This is a genomic window from Mesorhizobium sp. P2_E9 (assembly GCF_056403815.1).
The window spans coordinates 91519-110769 of record NZ_JBFUET010000016.1 but is presented as its reverse complement, the minus strand read 5'-3'; the positions used below and the strand labels follow the sequence as shown (position 1 = coordinate 110769).

16 protein-coding genes are annotated in these 19251 nt (G+C 62.8%); 5 read left to right on the top strand and 11 right to left on the bottom strand.

From position 1 onward, the window contains the following. Positions 1-48 precede the first annotated feature (48 nt). Both AC1D05_RS26445 and AC1D05_RS26440 read left to right on the top strand, forming a co-directional pair. Entirely contained in the window at positions 49-291 is a 243-nt protein-coding gene (locus tag AC1D05_RS26445) for a type II toxin-antitoxin system CcdA family antitoxin (protein ID WP_027053876.1), read from the top strand. Then, the gene (locus tag AC1D05_RS26440) at positions 291-590 is read left to right on the top strand and encodes a CcdB family protein (protein ID WP_477444652.1); all 300 of its coding nucleotides are present in this window, start codon (positions 291-293) and stop codon (positions 588-590) included. Before AC1D05_RS26445 ends, AC1D05_RS26440 begins: the two co-directional genes overlap by 1 nt. Positions 591-613: 23 nt before the next feature. Here the strand turns inward: AC1D05_RS26440 and AC1D05_RS26435 are convergent, their stop codons facing one another. Together AC1D05_RS26435 and AC1D05_RS26430 are read right to left on the bottom strand one after the other, a co-directional pair. Further along, entirely contained in the window at positions 614-2344 is a 1731-nt protein-coding gene (locus tag AC1D05_RS26435; protein WP_477444651.1) for a hypothetical protein, read from the bottom strand. A 76-nt stretch (positions 2345-2420) separates the two neighbouring features. Continuing rightward, the gene (locus AC1D05_RS26430) at positions 2421-3719 is read right to left on the bottom strand and encodes an adenylosuccinate synthase (RefSeq protein ID WP_475456335.1); all 1299 of its coding nucleotides are present in this window, start codon (positions 3717-3719) and stop codon (positions 2421-2423) included. A gap of 212 nt (positions 3720-3931) precedes the next feature. Between AC1D05_RS26430 and AC1D05_RS26425 the strand changes: the two genes are divergently transcribed. Then, entirely contained in the window at positions 3932-4843 is a 912-nt protein-coding gene (locus tag AC1D05_RS26425) for a DMT family transporter (RefSeq protein WP_477444650.1), read from the top strand. A 155-nt stretch (positions 4844-4998) separates the two neighbouring features. Here the strand turns inward: AC1D05_RS26425 and serA are convergent, their stop codons facing one another. The 5 genes from serA to glmM all read right to left on the bottom strand — a co-directional run bounded on the left by serA (position 4999) and on the right by glmM (position 11511). After that, entirely contained in the window at positions 4999-6600 is a 1602-nt protein-coding gene (serA, locus tag AC1D05_RS26420) for a phosphoglycerate dehydrogenase (RefSeq protein WP_477444649.1), read from the bottom strand. Between the two features lie 61 nt (positions 6601-6661). Next, positions 6662-7837 (bottom strand): phosphoserine transaminase, encoded by a 1176-nt coding sequence (locus tag AC1D05_RS26415; protein ID WP_477444648.1) that lies wholly within the window; start codon positions 7835-7837, stop codon positions 6662-6664. A gap of 201 nt (positions 7838-8038) precedes the next feature. Further along, positions 8039-8821 (bottom strand): outer membrane protein, encoded by a 783-nt coding sequence (locus AC1D05_RS26410; protein WP_477444647.1) that lies wholly within the window; start codon positions 8819-8821, stop codon positions 8039-8041. Positions 8822-9062: 241 nt separating this feature from the next. Next, complete coding sequence (locus AC1D05_RS26405) at positions 9063-9902, bottom strand: outer membrane protein (protein WP_477444646.1); 840 nt, start codon at positions 9900-9902, stop codon at positions 9063-9065. A gap of 256 nt (positions 9903-10158) precedes the next feature. Beyond that, on the bottom strand, positions 10159-11511 hold the full coding sequence (glmM, locus tag AC1D05_RS26400; protein WP_023777672.1) for a phosphoglucosamine mutase: 1353 nt from the start codon (positions 11509-11511) through the stop codon (positions 10159-10161). A 367-nt stretch (positions 11512-11878) separates the two neighbouring features. Between glmM and AC1D05_RS26395 the strand changes: the two genes are divergently transcribed. Both AC1D05_RS26395 and AC1D05_RS26390 read left to right on the top strand, forming a co-directional pair. After that, complete coding sequence (locus tag AC1D05_RS26395) at positions 11879-12721, top strand: hypothetical protein (protein ID WP_477444645.1); 843 nt, start codon at positions 11879-11881, stop codon at positions 12719-12721. Between the two features lie 251 nt (positions 12722-12972). Then, complete coding sequence (locus AC1D05_RS26390; RefSeq protein WP_477444644.1) at positions 12973-13431, top strand: hypothetical protein; 459 nt, start codon at positions 12973-12975, stop codon at positions 13429-13431. Between the two features lie 305 nt (positions 13432-13736). On the opposite strand, the gene ftsH is transcribed toward AC1D05_RS26390, so the two are convergent. The 4 genes from ftsH to pal all read right to left on the bottom strand — a co-directional run bounded on the left by ftsH (position 13737) and on the right by pal (position 19031). Then, on the bottom strand, positions 13737-15665 hold the full coding sequence (ftsH, locus tag AC1D05_RS26385) for an ATP-dependent zinc metalloprotease FtsH (protein WP_477444643.1): 1929 nt from the start codon (positions 15663-15665) through the stop codon (positions 13737-13739). Between the two features lie 123 nt (positions 15666-15788). Next, positions 15789-17183: a tRNA lysidine(34) synthetase TilS gene (gene tilS / locus AC1D05_RS26380; protein WP_477444642.1), complete on the bottom strand. Its 1395-nt coding sequence runs from the start codon at positions 17181-17183 to the stop codon at positions 15789-15791. Beyond that, a complete protein-coding gene (ybgF, locus tag AC1D05_RS26375) occupies positions 17183-18301 on the bottom strand; it encodes a tol-pal system protein YbgF (RefSeq protein WP_477444641.1) in 1119 nt (372 codons plus the stop codon). Before ybgF ends, tilS begins: the two co-directional genes overlap by 1 nt. A 223-nt stretch (positions 18302-18524) precedes the next feature. Beyond that, positions 18525-19031 carry a peptidoglycan-associated lipoprotein Pal gene (gene pal, locus AC1D05_RS26370; protein WP_477444640.1) on the bottom strand — a complete coding sequence of 169 codons (507 nt, stop codon included), beginning with the start codon at positions 19029-19031 and terminating at the stop codon, positions 18525-18527. Positions 19032-19251: the final 220 nt, after the last annotated feature.

The following is a 19251-nucleotide window of genomic DNA, read 5'->3' as shown; positions in this document are numbered from 1 at the left end:
TCCCGTACGAGAATGCGCATACATTATGCGCATGTTGCGGAGGCTATTATGCGTAAGATTGCCTTGAATGCGATCCGTCAGCCAGCCAATCTGTCGATCGATTCCAACCTCATGAGGGAAGCCAAGGGGCTAGACGTCAATGTCTCGCGCGCCGCGGAAGCTGGCATCGCGGAGGCTGTGGCGGCTGAAAAAACCCGGCTGTGGAAACTCGAGAACCGGGCCACGATGGATGCGTGGAACGACTATGTCGAGAAAAACGGCATTCCACTGGACGAGTACCGGCAGTTCTGATGGCCCGCTACGATGTCTTCGCTGGTCGCATCGAAGGCAACTATCTGCTCGACGTCCAATCCGGCCTGCTCGACAATTTCAAGACACGGGTAGTCGTCCCGCTTCTTCCGATTGCAGCGGTGCCGCCGCCGATGCGAAAGCTTCATCCGATCTTCGAGATCAACGGCCGGAAGCTGGTCATGGCGACACACCTGATTGCCACCGTCCCAGTGAGTGAATTGGTTGAGAGTCGGCTGAACCTGACGAAGCACCACGACGACATCGTCGCCGCGCTCGACATGCTGTTTCAAGGCTTCTAACTCGACGGAATCGGCGGCCTTCCTCAGCCCGCCGTCTTCGCCTGCCAGGCCTTGATCGCCTCGTCGAACACCTTCTCGCCGGGAATGCCCTTTTCCATGGTCAGCAGCGCCCGCCGTCCGGTCTTGTAGACGACCGGCACATCGATCCAGTCCTGGCCGCGCAGCAAGGTCATGTTGGCGTCCTCGTCGGCCTTGGTGTCGTTGAGCGCGACGAGGAAGAAGCCGTCGGCGATCTTGGCCGGAATGCCGATCAGCGGGCTGCCGGCGTCCTGCTCCGAGCTCTTCATGGCGACGCGCAAGATGTTGTCGACACCGCCGCCCTCAAACCCGTCGGGCGTCAGGAAGATCATCTCGATGATGTGGCTGGCCGGCAGCGTCTGGTCGGTGTTGCGGCGGATGGTCATGCGCAACTGGATGTCCTTGCCGGGGATGGTTGCCTCGGCGCGGATCGCCGGCTCGGGCGGCAGGTCGCCGCCGGGCGATTCCTGCACCAGCGACCAGACGATGCTGCCGGGCTCGGCCGAACCCTGCGCGGTGCTGGTGCGCTCCTCATAGAAGATCGCCTTCTGGCCGACCGGCACCGAGGTCGCAGTCGCTGGAGCGGCCGCCGGTGCCGCGGGCGTGGCGGCTGCCGGCGGTGTAACGGTTGCCGGACCGGGCGGCGGCGTGGCGGCGGCATCGGCCGGCGCCGCTGGTGCGGTTCCGTTGGCAGGCGGGGTTGCGGCGGGCGCGGTGCCCGCCGCGGGTGCGGTCGCAGCAGGTGCCGCAGCAGCAGGTGTCGCCGCGGCGGGCGCGGCTGCAGCCGGTGGCGCCGCGACCGGCGCATTCGTAGCGGTAGGCGGCGTCGTCAGCGCGGCGACGGATTCACCCTCGCCTATGCCGGTTTGTCCACCGGCGGAGCCAGGGTCGGTTTCGCCACCTTCAGGCGTCAGCCGCTGCGTGAATTTCGTCCCTTCGGCACCTGCCGCGGGCGCCGGCGGCGTCGCCGCAGCGTCGGTCGCCGGCTTGGCTGGCGTCGGTTTCACCGGTTCGGTCTTGGCAACAACCTTGCTGCCGTCCAGGCCCAGCATCTTGCTGAAGGCGTCCTTGTTCAGCCAGATGCCATAGCCGCCGCCGGCAACGACCAGCAAGGCAACGACGGCGGCAATTAGCCCGCCATAGCTGCGCTTGCGCTCGGCCGGACGCAGGCGTGGGAAAGCGTCAGCTTCCGCGACCGGCTCGTCGTCGTTCGGGAAGACGTCATCCTGGCCATCGTCGTGATCCGCAAGCATGCCCGGCAGCGGCTGGTCCGCCGGCTTCGGGGCAGGCTGCGCCGCTGCGGGCTGCCAGCTTGGCTCGACTTTCGCGGCGGGCGGCGGCGCAGGCCGATAGGGTTCCGGCTTGTTGGGTTCCGGCTTGTAGGGTTCTGGCTTGGCGGCCGGCGGCGCCGGCCACGCCGGCTCCGCTTTCACCGGCTGGCGCGTGTGGCTTGGCTGGTTCTTGTTGCGGTCGATCGAGGAAAAGATGTGTTCCAGCTCGGCGAGCGGATCGGTTTCCGGCACGCTCTTAGCATAGTCGCGCTCGACGCTTGCAATGGCGTCTTCCAGGGAACGCTTCTGCTTGGCCACGACGTCGGCCGACAGCGGCGGCGAAAATTCCGCAAGCTTCTTGACCAGCGCGGAACGCGCGCCGTCATAGGTCCGCGTGCGCGTCTCGGGCGTCGGCTCGCCATACTTGTCGAGCGCCTTTTTCAGTACAGCAACAAAATCTGCCATGCTTCAGTCGACCTGTATTTTTGCTTCCGCGCCGGCCCCCGCAAATCAGCCGCGATGCCCGGAAAGGCTTCAGAAACTAGTCTTGAAACGGATCGGTCACAAGTATCGTGTCGTCCCGTTCCGGGCTGGTGGAGAGCAGCGCGACCGGCGCGCCGATCAACTCCTCTATGTATCGGACATATTTGACCGCCTGGGCCGGAAGATCGTTCCAGCTGCGCGCGCCGGCAGTGGTGCCTTTCCACCCCTCCAGCGTCTCGTAGACCGGTTCGACACGGGCCTGCGCGCCCTGGCTTGCCGGCAGATAGTCGATCATCTCGCCGTCGAGGCGATAGCCGGTGCAGACCTTGATCTCGTCCAGCCCGTCGAGCACGTCGAGCTTGGTCAGCGCAATGCCCTTGATGCCGTTGACGGCGACAGCCTGGCGCACCAGCACCGCGTCGAACCAGCCGCAGCGACGCTTGCGCCCGGTGACGACGCCGAATTCGTGGCCACGCGTGCCGAGGAATTCGCCGATCTCGTTCTTCTGTTCGGTCGGGAACGGACCTTCGCCGACGCGCGTCGTATAGGCCTTGGTGATACCCAGGACATAGCCGATGGCACCCGGACCGACGCCGGAGCCGGCGGCCGCCTGCCCGGCCACGGTGTTCGACGAGGTGACGAACGGATAAGTGCCGTGGTCGATGTCGAGCAACGTGCCTTGCGCGCCCTCGAACAGGATGCGCTCGCCGGCACGGCGCTTGTCGTCGAGGATCTTCCAGACCCGGTCCATATAGGGCAGGATTTCGTCGGCGACCGAGGTCAGCTCACTCATGATCGCGTCATGCGTGACTTCGGCATGGCCGAGCCCACGGCGCAGCGCATTGTGGTGCGTCAGCAGCCTGTCGATCTTCAAGGGCAGTGTTTCCAAATCCGCCAGATCCATCACCCGCACCGCGCGCCGACCCACCTTGTCCTCATAGGCCGGACCGATGCCCCGGCGGGTCGTGCCAATCTTCGTCCCGGAATTTGAAGCGGCGTCCTCGCGGAATCCGTCCAGCTCCCGGTGCAGCGACAGGATAAGCGCTGTGTTTTCGGCTATTTTCAGGCGATCCGGCGTTACTTCGACGCCCTGCGCCTTGAGCTTCGCCACTTCCGCCACGAAAGCATGCGGGTCGAAGACCACGCCATTGCCGATGATGGACAGCTTGCCCTGCCGCACGACACCGGACGGCAACAGCGACAGCTTGTAGACCTTGCCGTCGACGACCAGCGTGTGGCCGGCATTGTGGCCGCCCTGGAAACGCACCACGACATCGGCACGCTCCGACAGCCAGTCGACGATCTTGCCCTTGCCTTCGTCGCCCCATTGCGAGCCGACGACCACCACATTGGCCATGTTTCTTTTCCCTTGAGACGCCGCCAAGCGGCTTGGATATGGTTCGAAACGACAGGCCTCTATAGCGTCAAGACCTCGCGAGTGCGACCTTTCTTTGCCGCCGAAAATGCCCTGAGGCACAACAATTTTCGGCTTTGACATCATTTACTTGGGCTGACGGAGGCAATAGGCCGGCAAACACCGCAACGCGTCCGTCGCGGCCGGAACCCGCGATGCACCGAAGCGCCTACATATTCCTGCTGCTCACCACCTTGTTGTGGGGCGGCAATTCGGTGGCCGGCAAGCTTGCGGTCGATCACGTCTCGCCGATGACACTGGTCTTCCTGCGCTGGGTGCTGGCGGTGGCGATCCTGCTGCCGATCGGCTGGCGCACGATCCAGGAGGACTGGGCCGTGGTGCGCCGGCACTGGTTCGTCCTGGCTGCACTCGGCGCCAGCGGCTTCACCCTGTTCAACACCATCTTCTACACCGCGCTTAACTACACGACCGCGATCAACGTCTCGATCGAACAGGCGGCGATGCCGATCCTGATCATGACAGCCAATTTCATCTTCTTCCGCCTGCGCGTGAACTGGGCGCAGATCGCAGGCGTCGTGCTGACCATTGCCGGTGTCATCTTGACCGCTTGCCACGGCGACCCACGCCGGCTGTTGACGCTGGAGCTCAATTTCGGCGACGCCATCATGCTGGTGGCGGTCATCCTTTACAGTGGCTATTCGGTCGGCTTGCGGCTGAAGCCGGCGATGCATTGGCAGAGCCTGATGCTGGCCATGTCGATCGCGGCGCTCATCACCTCGCTGCCTTTCTTGCTGTGGGAGGTCGCCGCCGGCAAGGTGATCGTGCCCGATGCGCGTGGCTGGACGGTCATCGTCTACACCGCGATCGGCGCCTCGGTCATTTCGCAGATAACCTACATCAGGGGCAACGAGTTGATCGGCGCCAACCGCGCCGGCCTGTTCATCAATCTGGTGCCGATCTTCGGCACGCTGCTTTCGGTGCTGATCGTCGGCGAGACGTTCCAGCTCTATCAGGCGCTGGCCCTGGTCCTCGTGCTGGGCGGCATCGCGCTCGCCGAATATAGCGGGCGCAAGAAGGCGATGCTGGACCGCTCCAGGAAGCGCTGAGCAGCAGAAGGCGCGACCCAGGCCGCGCCTTCTGATCTCTAGAGCAGTTCACCGTTTCACGGAATCGGCGAACTGCTCTAACCCTTGTTTTGACGCAATTCCGGACGGAAAACCGTTTCACACTTTTCCTGGAATTGCTCTAGGAAAGGCCGGTATCAGATCCCGCCCACGTCGAACTGCAGCCGCTTGGCCGAGTCGATCGACTTGTGCGCCCGCACCTGCTCCAGCACTTTTTCCGGGAACGGTGCATCGAGATAGAGCAGCGCGATGGCGTCGCCGCCCGGCCGGTTGCGGCCAAGCTGGAAGTTGGCGATGTTGACGCCGTTCTCGCCGCACACCGTGCCGAGCAGGCCGATGATGCCGGGCGCATCGGCATTGGTGGTGTAGAGCATGTGCTGACCGACCTCGGCGTCGAGATTGATGCCCTTGATCTGGATGAAACGCGGCTTGCCGTCCGAGAAGCAGGTGCCGGCGATCGAACGCGTCCTGTGCTCGGTCTTGACGGTCAGCTTGATGTAACCGTCGAACACGCCAGACTTGTCGCGCTTGACCTCGGCGACGATGATGCCGCGCTCCTTCACCATGATCGGCGCCGACACCATGTTGACGTCGGAGACCTGCGGCCGGATCAGCCCGGCAAGTGCCGCACTGATCAGCGCGCGGGTGTTCATCGTCGCGGTCGAGCCATCGAACAGGATCTCGACCTCCTTGATCGGATCCTCGGTGACCTGGCCGACAAAGGCGCCGAGCACTTCGGCGAGCTTGACGAACGGCTTCAGCCGCGGCGCTTCCTCCGCCGTGATCGACGGCATGTTGATGGCGTTGGAGACCGCGCCCTTGATCAGATAGTCCGACATCTGCTCGGCGACCTGCAGCGCGACATTCTCCTGCGCTTCCGCCGTCGAGGCGCCGAGATGCGGTGTCGCCACCACGTTCTCCATGCCGAACAGTTCGTTCTGTTCGGCCGGCTCGACCTCGAACACGTCGACGCCGGCGCCCGCCACCTTGCCGCTCTTCAGCGCCGCGATCAGATCGGCCTCGACGACCAGCCCGCCGCGCGCGCAATTGATGATGCGAACGCCCTTCTTCATCTTGGCGATTGCCGCGGCATCGATGATGTTGCGCGTCTTGTCGGTCAGCGGCGTGTGCAGCGTGATGAAGTCCGCGCGCGCGAACAGCTCGTCGAGTTCGACCTTGTCGACGCCGAGCTCCTCGGCGCGCTTGTCCGACAGGAACGGATCGAAGGCGATGACATGCATCTTCAGGCCGACGCCGCGTGTGGCGACGATCGAACCGATATTGCCGCAGCCGATGACGCCCAGCGTCTTGCCGGTGATCTCGACGCCCATGAAGCGGTTCTTTTCCCACTTGCCGGCATGGGTCGAGGCGTTGGCTTCCGGGATCTGGCGCGCCAGCGCGAAGATCATCGCTACGGCATGTTCGGCCGTCGTGATCGAATTGCCGAAGGGCGTATTCATCACGATGATACCCTTGCGGCTCGCCGCCGGGATGTCGACATTGTCGACGCCGATGCCGGCGCGGCCGATGACCTTGAGCCTGGTGGCGGCATTGATCAGCTTTTCGGTGACCTTGGTCGCCGAGCGGATGGCGAGGCCATCATACTGGTCGATCACTTCGAGCAGCTTTTCCTTGTCCTTGCCGAGGTCGGGCAGATAGTCGACCTCGACGCCACGATCCTTGAAGATCTGCACGGCGGTGGGAGAGAGTTTGTCAGAAACGAGAACGCGGGGCGCCATGGCGGCCTCCTTGAAAAGGGATTGATCCGGGAATGGGCGGCCCGCAGGCCGCCATGAAATCTCAGGCCGCCGCTTTCAGCGACGCCTTCTGCGCGGCGAAGGCCCAGTCGAGCCAGGGCAGCAGCGCTTCGAGATCTGACGTCTCGACCGTCGCACCACACCAGATACGCAGGCCGGGAGGCGCGTCGCGATAAGAGCCGATGTCATAGGCGACGCCTTCCTTGTCAAGCGCCGAAACCAGCCCCTTGGCGAAAGCCGCCTGCCCGTCAGCGTCGAGCGCCGCAATATCAGGATCGGTGAAGGCCAGGCATACGGACGTGTTCGACCGCGTCGCAGGCTCGACGGCGAGATGGCCGAGCCAGGATGATTTACCGACAAAGCCATCGAGGACGGCCGCATTGGCATCCGCCCTGGCGACCAGCGCATCGAGCCCGCCGATCGACTTCGCCCAGTGGAGCGCGTCGAGATAGTCCTCGACGCACAGCATCGACGGCGTGTTGATGGTCTCGCCCTTGAAGATGCCCTCGATCAGCTTGCCGCCCGAGGTCAGGCGGAAGATCTTCGGCAGCGGCCATGAAGGCTTGTAGCTCGCCAGCCGCGCGACGGCGCGGGGCGACAGGATCAGCATGCCATGCGCGCCCTCGCCGCCCAGCACTTTCTGCCAGGAGAAGGTGACGACATCGAGCTTTTCGAAATCAAGCTTTTGCGCGAAGGCGGCCGAAGTCGCGTCGCAAATGGTCAGCCCCTTGCGATCGGCAGGGATGAAATCGCCGTTCGGCACGCGCACGCCAGACGTCGTGCCGTTCCAGGTGAAGACCACGTCGCGGTCGAAATCGATCTTGGCCAGGTCCGGCAACGCGCCATAACCGGCCTCGAGCTTGCGCACATCGGCGAGCTTCAACTGCTTGACCACATCGGTGACCCAGCCGGAGCCGAAGCTTTCCCAGGCGACCATGTCGACGCCGCGCTCGCCGAGCAGCGACCACAGCGCCATCTCGACAGCACCGGTGTCCGACGCCGGCACGATGCCGATGCGGTAGTCTGCCGGGACCTGAAGGATTTCGCGCGTCAGCTCGATCGCCTGTTCGAGCTTGGTCTTGCCGATCTTGGCGCGATGGGAACGGCCAAGCGCGGCATTTTTCAGCGCCTCGACTGACCAGCCGGGACGTTTTGCGCAGGGACCTGAGGAGAAATTGGGATTTGCCGGACGGAGTCCGGGCTTCGTATGCGTCGTCATCGTGGTCTATCCTTCCAGATAGTGGCCCCTCGTTGGGGAGGGGTGGCCCACGGACGGCGATATGCGTTCAGGCTTCGGGCGTCAAGAGGAAAGTTTATGTCGCTGCCGGGATACCAGCGATCCGTGATCAGGATCGCGTGATTTCAAACGCAAACGGCGGACCGCAGGGATCCGCCGTCAAGATGCTGATCTATCCCGGGCCTACCAGAGATCGTAACGCAGCCCGACCTTGACCTGGTGATTGCTGATTCCCTTCTTGACCGGAAAGGAGGTCAGGCTCTCGGCCGTCACATACTCCGCGCTCGGGGCGGAAAAATACTGATAGCCCAGGTCGACGGAAACATTCTTCGTCACCTGGTAGGCAAGGCCCGCATTCAGCGTATAGGCGAGGGAGTATTGTGTCGCATTGTCCTCCAGCTTGAAACTGTTGGCCGGGACATTGTTGTCCGTGTAAGTCGCCGAAAGCCTCCGCGAACTGCGGACAAAACCGATGCCGGCGCCAACATAAGGCGTGATTCCGACATATGTGCCGAGATCGACATAGCCATTGAGTATCCCCGAGAACGCATAGTTCTTCAGCGATCCCGATCCCTGGGTCGACAATGTCGGCAGTGCGACGACCGCTGAATCGTCATAGCCGAAGCTGGCCTTGTTACCCGGCAGGTAGCCGAAGTTGAGATCGGCGCGGAGGTAATCGTTGAAATGATATCCGAAGCCGACGCTCGCAAAAAATGCGTCTTCGCTCTCACCAAAGCTTTCGTTGTTGATCGTCGACGGGAAGGTGAAATCCCCATTTTCGAAGGTCTTCTGCACCAGATAGGAGACGTCGCCGCGCAGATACCAGCCCGAGCCGACCTCGACCGGCACATAGTCGGGCGCCTGGTCGGCATAGACCGGCGGGTCATAGTCGGCGGCGAATGCGGATGTCAGCGGCAAAAGGCCAAGTCCGGCAAGCGCCAGCACAATACGCGATGTGAGTGTCATGGTCCCGACTCCCGGATTTGGCGACACCTGCAATGAACGCGGCAGCCATCGTTTCAGGAAGCATTGTTAACCATAGTGGTTAAGTCGCAGTTAAGGCTAACAGAGCGTTAGCGAATTCATTTTGGCTAATGCATGGCCCCCTGAATTGACCTGCCGTTCCACGCACTTCACTGGCGACAGCACAAACGAAAACCGCCCGGTCAAGCCGGGCGGTTCGCGCTTATTCGAGGCAGTAAGTTCCTTACTTGGTGTAAACCGGCTCAGGCTCGGGCTGGTAGGCCACTACCGGCGCCGCGCACCCATTGTTGCCGCCGAACTGATAGCGCAGGCCGCCGCGTACCTCATGCGTGTTGATGCCACGATCGAAGCCGGGGCCAGTGCTGGTCACATCCCATTCGAACATGCGACCGCCCTGGATATGGGAGAAGCGATAGCCCGCATCGAGGATGATCTTGTCGGTGAGGCAATAGGAAGCGCCGGCCATCAGGGCGTAGGCGAAGCGCCAGTTGGATGCACCGGGATTGCGCTCGGTCGCGCCCGGGGTCGGGTCATAGACAGTATCCCACTTGACATGCGCGCCGCCGATGCCGGCACCGACATAGGGCGTGATGCCGTGCCAGGTGCCGATATCGACATAGGCATTGGCGAGCAGCAACAGGGCGCTCATCTTCGACGCTTCGACCGAAGTCGAAACGAGGTCCGAGGTGCCGCCGTTGAAGTTCGACTTGAACCAGTAGTCGGCGGTCACGTCAGCACGCAGATGATCGCTGATCTTGTAGCCGACGCCGCCGCCGAGCGAGAAGCCGCCCTTGAGCTTGCCGTAGTCGAAGCTCTTGCCGCCCGGTGTCACCGTACAGTTACAGGGATCGACGGAATAGGTCATGTAGTCGATACCGCGTATGCTCGACTTGTGGTAATCGAGGTCACCACGGATATACCAGCCGCCGACATCCACCGGTTGCTCATAGACCGGCGGCGGTGCCTCTTCGACCTGCGGCTCGGGCAGGTCGGCTGCGAAAACTGGCCAGGCCAAGCCCGCGAACAGCAACGCGAACAGGGCCTTTCTTGCTGTGTTGAACATGCTTGTCACCCCTAGGAACCCTCGGAACGGCGATCGTGTCCGAATGAGATTGGCTTTCAAGCGTGGATAATGAATTGGAAAAGTTAAAAGGCGTTTAACCCTGTCGATTAACCACGAATCTCTAAAATTCGAAGGATTCGCCGATGATTTCGACAGCCAGGGGGCCGGTTCCCGGTCAACAAAAAACCCGCCGGAAGGGCGGGCTTGGATGCAACCGGAAGAGCGGCGGCGTGACGCCTTTTGGGCGCGCCGGAGATTAGGCGGCGCTGCGGGTCTCCGAGATGACCTCGACGATGTCGTTGACGACGGCCTCGACCAGCTGCGGATCGTCACCCTCGGCCATGACACGGATCAGCGGCTCGGTACCCGAAGGACGGATGACCAGCCGCCCGGCCTTGCCCAGACGGTGGCGTGCATCCTCGATGGCGGCCTTGACCGGCGCTTCCTCGAGCGGCTTGCCGCCGGCGATACGGACGTTCTTCAGGAGCTGCGGCACCGGCTCGAACTTCTTCGACAGTTCGCTGACGGGTCGGCCCTGCCGTTTGATGCAGGCCAGCACCTGCAGCGCCGACACCAGACCATCGCCGGTGGTCGAGAAATCCGATAGCACGATGTGGCCCGACTGCTCGCCGCCGACATTGAGCCCATGCGCGCGCATATGCTCCACGACATAGCGGTCGCCGACCTTGGTGCGGTGCAGCTGCAGCTTCATGTCGCCGAGGAAGCGTTCGAGGCCGAGATTGGACATGACCGTCGAAACCACGCCGCCGCCGGCAAGCCGTCCGCTCTGATGCCAGGACTCGGCGATCAGCGCCATGATCTGGTCGCCATCGACGATCGCGCCATTCTCGTCGACGATCACGACACGGTCGGCATCGCCATCGAGCGCGATGCCGATGTCGGCGCGCACTTCGTGCACTTTCTTCTGCAGGCCCGCCGGATGGGTCGAGCCGCATTCCTTGTTGATGTTGAAGCCGTTGGGCTCGACATTGATGGCCACGACTTCGGCGCCGAGCTCCCACAGCGCCTCGGGCGCCACCTTGTAGGCGGCGCCATTGGCGCAATCGACGACGATCCTGAGGCCCGAGAGCGACATCGAACGCGGCAAGGTGCGCTTGGCAAATTCGATGTAGCGGTCATGCACGCCGTCGACGCGCTTGGCACGGCCAAGCCCGTCGGAATCGGCGAGTGCCAGTTCGATATCCTTGTCGAGCATGCTTTCAATGCGCTCTTCGATCTCGTCGGAGAGCTTGTAGCCATCCGGACCGAACAGCTTGATGCCATTGTCGTAATAGGGGTTGTGCGAAGCCGAGATCATGACGCCGATATCGGCGCGCAATGAACGCACCAGCATGGCAACGGCCGGCGTCGGGATCGGCCCGAGCAGGAACACATCCATGCCGGCGGCGCAAAGGCCGGCCACCATTGCATTCTCGATCATGTAGCCGGAAAGCCTGGTGTCCTTGCCGAGAACGACACGATGGCGGTGGCTGCCACGCTGGAACGAAAGCCCTGCGGCCATACCGACCCGCATAGCGATTTCAGCGGTCATCGGAAACTTGTTGGCGCGCCCGCGGATGCCGTCGGTGCCGAAGTAATTTCCTGCCATGCTAGTTAGGGTCCCTGACGGTTCTTTGCCGGCATCTCATGCCACAATTGGCCGGTGCGCCATGATCACATTGTGTGATTATATGTTACCAATCCTTAGAAAATCATTGTCGTGCACTGCACACGACAAAGCCGCACTCCAACAGGACGGTATGTGGCACTGCAATATACCGGTTCTGCGAGCTATTCGGCGCAGGTGCACGCGGAAAATCTTGTTTTTAACCCGGTAAGCGACAACAATTTCATCACCTTATCGGGAGGAGCAAGCTTTGGGCGATATATACGCCACTTAGCATCTGGCGCAACCGACCGTTGAGCGTTATTGATTCGCAGGGACGTATAATGGGCTGCTGCAACGGAGAAACGCTATGCTCATCCATCGACTTGCCACTTTGACCGGCCTTGCCGTAGCGACGTTGTTCCTGGCCGCGCCAGCCAACGCGTTGACGATGGCCGAGTGCAGCACGAAGTATAACGCCGCCAAGGACGCGGGGACACTTGCCGGCGCGACCTGGAACCAGTTCCGCAAGGCACAGTGCGGCACCGATGCCGCTGCCACCACGGACACCAAGCCGGCCGACACGAAGAAGGCAGCCGAAGCCAAGCCGGCCAAGACCACCAAGGCTGCGGCCGCGGCGGCCGACAGCACGGCCAAGGGCCTGACTGCCAAGGAATGCAGTGCCAAGTACCAGGCGGCGAAGGCTGCCGGCACGCTGAACGGCCAGAAGTGGAACGACTTCCGCAAGGCCGAATGCGCCGCCGGCGCGTCCGCCGCTGCCGACACCACCAAGCCGGCAACCACCAAGGCTGCTGCTGCTGCCGCCGATGGCGGCAAGGGTCTGACCATGGCCGAGTGCAGCGCCAAGTACCAGGCGGCCAAGACGGCCAACACGCTGAAGGGCCAGAAGTGGAACGACTTCCGCAAGGCCGAATGCGGCGCTGCCGCCTCGGATGACGACAGCGTACCTGCTCCGAGCGAAGCAAAATACACCAAGGAGCCGGCAAAGCCGACGACGGTTGCGCCCAAGGGCGTCACCTTCCCGTCCGCGATCTCGCCGAAATATGCCAGCGAGACCCCCGGAAAGGGCCGCATGCACACCTGCCTCGACCAGTACTATGCCCTCAAGGACGCCAACGCGCTTGGAGGTCTGAAGTGGATCCAGAAGGGCGGTGGCTTCTACAGCCTGTGCAACGCCAAGCTGAAGGGCTGATCGCCGAGTTATTCGAAGGAGGAAGGCCCGCGCATCGTCAGATGCGCGGGCCTTTTTTGTTGCGCGTTTGTTGCGCGCGAAGACGCTTGCGGCTCCGCTCGCATCCGCAAGTGCCGGGAGCGACCGGCATCACCCGCTCACACTTCCCGCCGTCAGGCTTTTTTAAGTAGCTCGAAAGATTCCGATTGAACATACACGGAACAAACAGTATACAAAAGGGCATCGAACTCGTTCTCAATCAGGAGGGTCTTATGTCCGGTTTGAAATTGGCGGTATTGGCTGCGACGGCATTGGTTGCGTGGGGCGTCGCCCCTGCAAGCGCACTGACAATGAAGGAATGCGGCGAGACCTATCGGGCAGCCAAGGAAGGCGGCACTCTGAACGGCATGGACTGGGCCGCTTTCCGCAAGGAGAAATGTGCGACGTCCGCTGCGGAGAGTGTCAGCGCGGATGCCGTCAAAACCGCGCCGCAGCCGGAAAAGGAAGCCGACGCGACGGTCGCCCCCACTCCAGCGCCGGCGGGCGTGACGTTCCCAACCACACTCGCTGCCGAGTTCAAGACCGAAAAGCCCGCGAAGGCACGGATGAAGACCTGCCTCCAGGGTTACCACGGCAACAAGGAGGCGGGTACGTTGAACGGCCTTCGTTGGATCCAGAAGGGCGGCGGTTATTACAGCCTGTGCAATGCGCGGCTGAAAGCTGAATCATAAAAATCGAATACAGCGGATAAGCAATTCACCGTTTTTCCTGCAGACGTTTAGCCGTACATCCTCGGGCCTGTCCCCGAGGATCTACTGTAGGGCGGCTTCTGGGCGCCGGTATGAGTTGGCAACCGCCAACTCGGTTGCGTTAGCAGGTCCTCGGGACAAGCTCGAGGATGACGCGCCAACGTACGTCTGGCGCGTCTCCCGAGGCAATGTCGCCCAAAAGTGGCTCGGTTTGGGGACAATGACATGCAAAAACAAAGACTTGATGCGCGTCGCGTCGGGAATAGCGATGGGTGAACCGCCCTGGTCTAGCTCGACGGCTGAGGCTCCATGCCGCCTTCGGGCTCGGGGCCTTTCTTGCGGCGGCCACCAGACTTCGGCACGGCCGAGCCACGGCTCGGCGGCGTATCGTCGCCGAGGTCGCGCGACGGCTTGTTGCCCGCGATCAGCTGCTTGATCTCTTCGCCAGACAGCGTCTCGTATTCGAGCAGGCCCTGCGCCAGCGTGATCCATTCCTTCTTCTTCTTGGTCAGGATGGATTTGGCCGAGACATAGGCCTCGTCGATCAGGCGGCGCACTTCGGCGTCGATGATCTGCGCGGTCTCTTCTGAGATGTTCTGCGTGCGCGCCACCGAATGGCCGAGGAACACCTCTTCCTGGTTGTCGCCATAGGCGACATGGCCGAGCTTGTCGGAGAAGCCCCAGCGCGTGACCATGGCGCGCGCCAGCTTGGTCGCCTGCTCGATGTCAGAGGAAGCGCCCGAAGTGATGTTCTCCTTGCCGAACTTGAACTCCTCGGCGACGCGGCCGCCCATCATGATGGCGAGGCGCGAGATCATGTATTTGTAGCTCATCGAATAGCGGTCGCCTTCCGGCAACTGCATAACCATGCCGAGCGCGCGGCCACGCGGGATGATGGTGGCCTTGTGCAGCGGATCCGCCGACGGCACGTTGAGCGCCAGGATGGCGTGACCGGCCTCGTGATAGGCGGTCAGTTCCTTCTCGGCCTGGGTCATGGCCGACGAGCGGCGCTCGGCGCCCATCATGATCTTGTCCTTGGCGTCCTCGAACTCGGCCATGGTGACGAGGCGCTTGTTGCGCCGCGCCGCCATCAGCGCCGATTCGTTGACCAGGTTCATCAGGTCGGCGCCGGAGAAGCCCGGCGTGCCGCGTGCAACAACCTTGAGATCAACGTTAGGCGCCAGCGGCACGTTGCGCACATGCACCTTGAGGATCTTCTCGCGGCCGACGATGTCGGGGTTCGGCACCACCACCTGGCGGTCGAAACGGCCCGGACGCAACAGCGCCGGATCGAGCACATCGGGACGGTTGGTGGCGGCGATCAGGATGATGCTCTCGTTGGATTCGAAGCCGTCCATCTCGACCAGCAACTGGTTCAGCGTCTGCTCGCGCTCGTCATTGCCGCCGCCGAGGCCGGCGCCGCGATGGCGGCCGACGGCGTCGATTTCGTCGATGAAGATGATGCAGGGCGCATTCTTCTTGGCCTGGTCGAACATGTCACGCACACGCGATGCGCCGACGCCGACGAACATCTCGACGAAGTCCGAACCAGAAATGGTGAAGAACGGCACGTTGGCTTCGCCGGCGACCGAGCGGGCGAGCAGCGTCTTGCCGGTACCGGGAGGGCCGACCAGCAGCACGCCGCGCGGAATCTTGCCGCCGAGGCGCTGGAACTTCTGCGGGTCGCGCAAGAACTCGACGATCTCTTCCAAATCTTCCTTGGCCTCGTCGACGCCGGCGACGTCCTGGAAGGTGACGCGGCCATGCGCCTCCGTCAGAAGCTTGGCCTTCGACTTGCCAAAACCCATGGCGCGCCCGGATCCGGATTGCATCTGGCGCATGAAGAATATCCAGACGCCGAGGATGAGGATCATCGGCAGCCACGAGACCAAATAGCCGAACAGAGAGTTGGAACCGTCGGTCTCAGGCCGCGCATTGATGGTGACGTTCTTGTCCTGCAGCCGCGAGACCAGCTGAGGATCGCCGGGCGAATAGGTCTGGAAGCCGGTGGAATTGTCGGTGTAGGTGCCAGTGATGCGGGCGCCCGCAATGGTCACCGTCTTGACGCGGCCGGCCGCGACATCCTGCAGGAACTGCGAATAAGGCACATCGCTCGAAGCCCCACGCGTCTGCGGCGTCTGGAACAGATTGAAAAGAGCGATGAGCAGGACCGCTATGATCGCCCAGAGCGCGAGGTTGCGATAGTTCGGATTCATCAATTGTCCCGTTGGCGTCCGCGGACGGACAGCATCATGAGAGGAAACTTGGGCCTAACATAGGGAGAGCGCCTCCCCTTGCCAAGCAGAACAGCACGTCTGGGTTAAGCTTTCGACCAACCATCAATCGGCACTGTGGCCGCGCAATGGCGAAGGGGGAAGCGGCGACGCGCCGATCAACCCCGCGACGGCACGCGCCGGCGCCAGATCGAAAGACGGCAGGAAGCGGGCAAAAGGCGACACGACCGGCCGCACCACGAACCCTGGCAACCCTGGCTCGCCCTGCGGCGAACCCGGGTTTTCAAAGGCTTGCCGGGATGTCGGTTCCGCAGCCAATGCGGCACGCATCAGGCTTGCCGGGGTTTCTCCGTCATCGATCGCCAGACGCTTCGCTGCGGTCGCACCCAGCGGAGCGATCAACAATGCGTCTGAGCTGTCGTTCAATGTGATGTGGCGACGGCCATCCCAGTTGGTGTTGTCGACAGCGGCAGTGGCGAGCGGCAAACCCCGCGCCTCACGGCGCAGGAAGATGCCGGCGCGCCGGAAATCGACCACGGTCCGCGACAATGTGGCGCAAAGAAATCCGCCCTTCAGCCGATCGAACAACGCCTCGCTGCGCGCCTGGTCCGGAAGAAACGCAGCGCCTCCGGCGGTGGCCAGCAAAATACGCAATGCGTAGATGGCCGCCTGATCGTCGCCGGCCGAAAGCAGGCGCGGGTCGAGGCGGATGAGACCCGTGGCCGGCTGGCTGGCGAGGCGATGGATCAGAGCGGCGGCGCCGGAGCCAAGCTGACTGCGCTCCACGGCGGCCTGGCCGGCGAGCAGCAGCGTGCCCTCCATGGACCCGACGCTCTCGCCGGCAAGCGCGGCGCGCACGCGCGGCCGCTCGAAGGCCTCGTCGATATTGGTCGGATCATCAGCCCAGCCGACATGTTCACCCCGCAGGAAGTCGCGAAGTGCTGAGCGCCGCGTGCCCAGAAGCGGGCGAGCGATCCACTCGCGCCAGTCATAGAGGGTGGCCGGTGCCATGCCGGCAAGCCCGCGGCTTGCCATCTCGGCAAACGCTCGGCCATCATTCCGCGCGTGCCGCATCAGCACCGTCTCGACCTGGTCGTCGGCGGTATGGCCGGTGACGATCAGGCCGATGCCTTCCGCGCGCGCCGCTTCAGCCAGCAGCCGGTAGCGCGCTTCCCGCGCCGCCGCCGGCAGTCCGGTCGATGGCTTGCTTCCGGCCCAGACCAGGGTGCAGTGGGCAATGCCGCGCTCAGCGCAAAGCTTCGCCACGGCCTGCGCTTCGGCTGCTGAACCTTGCCGCAGGCCATGGTCAACCGTCACGGCCAGCAACTTCGCGGACGGCGCGGTTCGGTCGAGATGCAGTTTGAGAAGGAGAAGCAGGGCGGTCGAGTCGCTGCCGCCGGACACGGCCGCAACGGCGCCGTGGGTAAAATCGATATGCGAAAAAAGACTCTTCGTACCGGAAAGAAGGTTGGTCGAAAGATCAGCCTCAGTCGCAAGCATTAGCAGGCGGCCAGGGCCTTCTCCTGCTTGACGCGTTCCTTGAGTGCATTGGAGATATCGGGGTAGCGCTTGCCGACCTCGCTGAAGGTGGCGCAGGCGACATCGTGTTGCTTGAGGCCGACCAGCGACACGCCGAGCTTCAAGAGCATGTCAGGTGCCTTCTTGGCCTTCGGGTAGTCCTTGCTGGCGGCGAGGAAGACTTCGGCCGCGTCGCGGTATTTCTGCTGGCCAAGCAGCGATTCACCCAGCCAGTAATGCGCATCCGCCGTCTTGGCATCTTTGGGGAAGCGCGAGATATGATCGCGAAAACCCTGTTCGGCGGTGCTGTAATCGCCCGACAGGATGAACTGATAGGAATTGCGGTAAAGCTCTTCCGGGTCCTTGGTGGAAGGCAGCGCCGCGACGATCGTGCCATTGGACTTGCCGGCCTTGGCCGGAGCGCCGGTGGCCGGGGCGGTGTCTTGCGCCGGTGCGGTTGCCTGGGTGTTGCCACTGGCGTCGATCACATTGCCGTTCTTGTCGACCGTGATCGAACCAAAGGTCTTTTCCGGCGCTCCCGTGCCGGGGATCACCTTGCCGGGATCGCCATCGGGTGATTCGACGATGACATCCTGAACCGTCTTGCCGCCGGTCGACTGATTGCTGCCGGTAGCGGCGCCGGCATCAGCCGGCGCCTGGGTTGCCGGGGCCGCAGCCACGTCGGTGTTGGTGTCGGTGGTGGTGGCGTCGGACTTCTTCTTCGGTGCCGCCGGTGCCTGTCCGCCCTGCGAGCCGCCTTCCAGCTGTTGGAAGCGGAACTCGTTGTCTTCCTGCTGCTTGCGGATCTGCTCCTGCATCTGCAGGACCTGGAAATTGAGTTCCTCGATCTTGCCGTTCATCTGCCGCAGCTGGTCTTCCAGGCTGGTGACGGCAGTCGGATCGGACTGCACCATCTGGACCTGATCCGGCTTCTTCTTTTCACCGAAAAGGCTGGGCAACTCGATGCTGGGCAGATGGAAGGAAAAGCCGCTGTCGGTTGATTGCCCTGTGCCGCTGGCCCCCAGGCCGCTAGCCGGGGCGGTGACGCCTGATAGGAGCAGCAGCGCAAGCGTGCCGCTCAGAACCGATCTCAAATGCATGTGCCTCTCGCCGTGTGTCGTTAGTCTGTTTCGCGCCTTCCAACCAAAGTGGGACCAGCCAAGCGCCCTCGGCTCATAGCAGGGCGCGAGACTTCGGCCAAATTTTGTTTCGGGCGTCCGGATATGAAAAAGGCGGCCCGAGGGCCGCCTTTCGCAAAGCTGTGTTGCATTTCTGCCGCTACACCGCCACGCCTTTTCCAACGCGTCGGGCAGCCTGAGGTGCTCAGGAACCGGCGCCGCTGAGCGTGGTGACCGCACGGCGATTCTGCGACCAGCAGGAGATGTCGTCGCACACAGCGACCGGACGCTCCTTGCCGTAGGAAATGGTCTTCAGGCGGCTGGAAGCGACGCCCTTGGAGACCAGGAAGTCGCGTGTGGCGGCGGCGCGGCGGGCACCGAGCGCCAGATTGTATTCGCGCGTGCCGCGCTCGTCGGCATGACCTTCGACGACGATGGCATACTGCTTGTACTGGTTCAGCCACTGCGCCTGGCGCGCAAGCGTCTGCTGTGCATCAGCCCGGATCGAGGTCGAGTCCGTATCGAAGAAGATGCGGTCGCCGATATTGACGGTGAAGTCCTGCGCCGAACCGGGCGTTGCAGCACCGGCGCCGTTGAGGCCAAGGTCAGCGGCGTTGTTTGGCGTCTTCTTCGAGGCGCAACCGGTGATGGCGAGCAACGCCACCAGCGCGATCATGGCCGGGTTTCTGGTAAGTGCTGCGATACGGCCCATGCCGCCTCTCCTTCGTATTTCGAGTGATCGTATTCGAGTGACTTCGTTGATCACCCAGTAACCACGTTTGGGTTAACCGGCATTCAAGAAACACGGTTAAAATTTGGTTTAGGCTGGTTTAGGCTGCCCGTCCGCAACCTCTTGATCCGAGGCCACAGTTGGCGCGGACCCTAGGCGGAAATACGGCCAAAACGCGACCAATGCATGGAAAAGGGGCCGA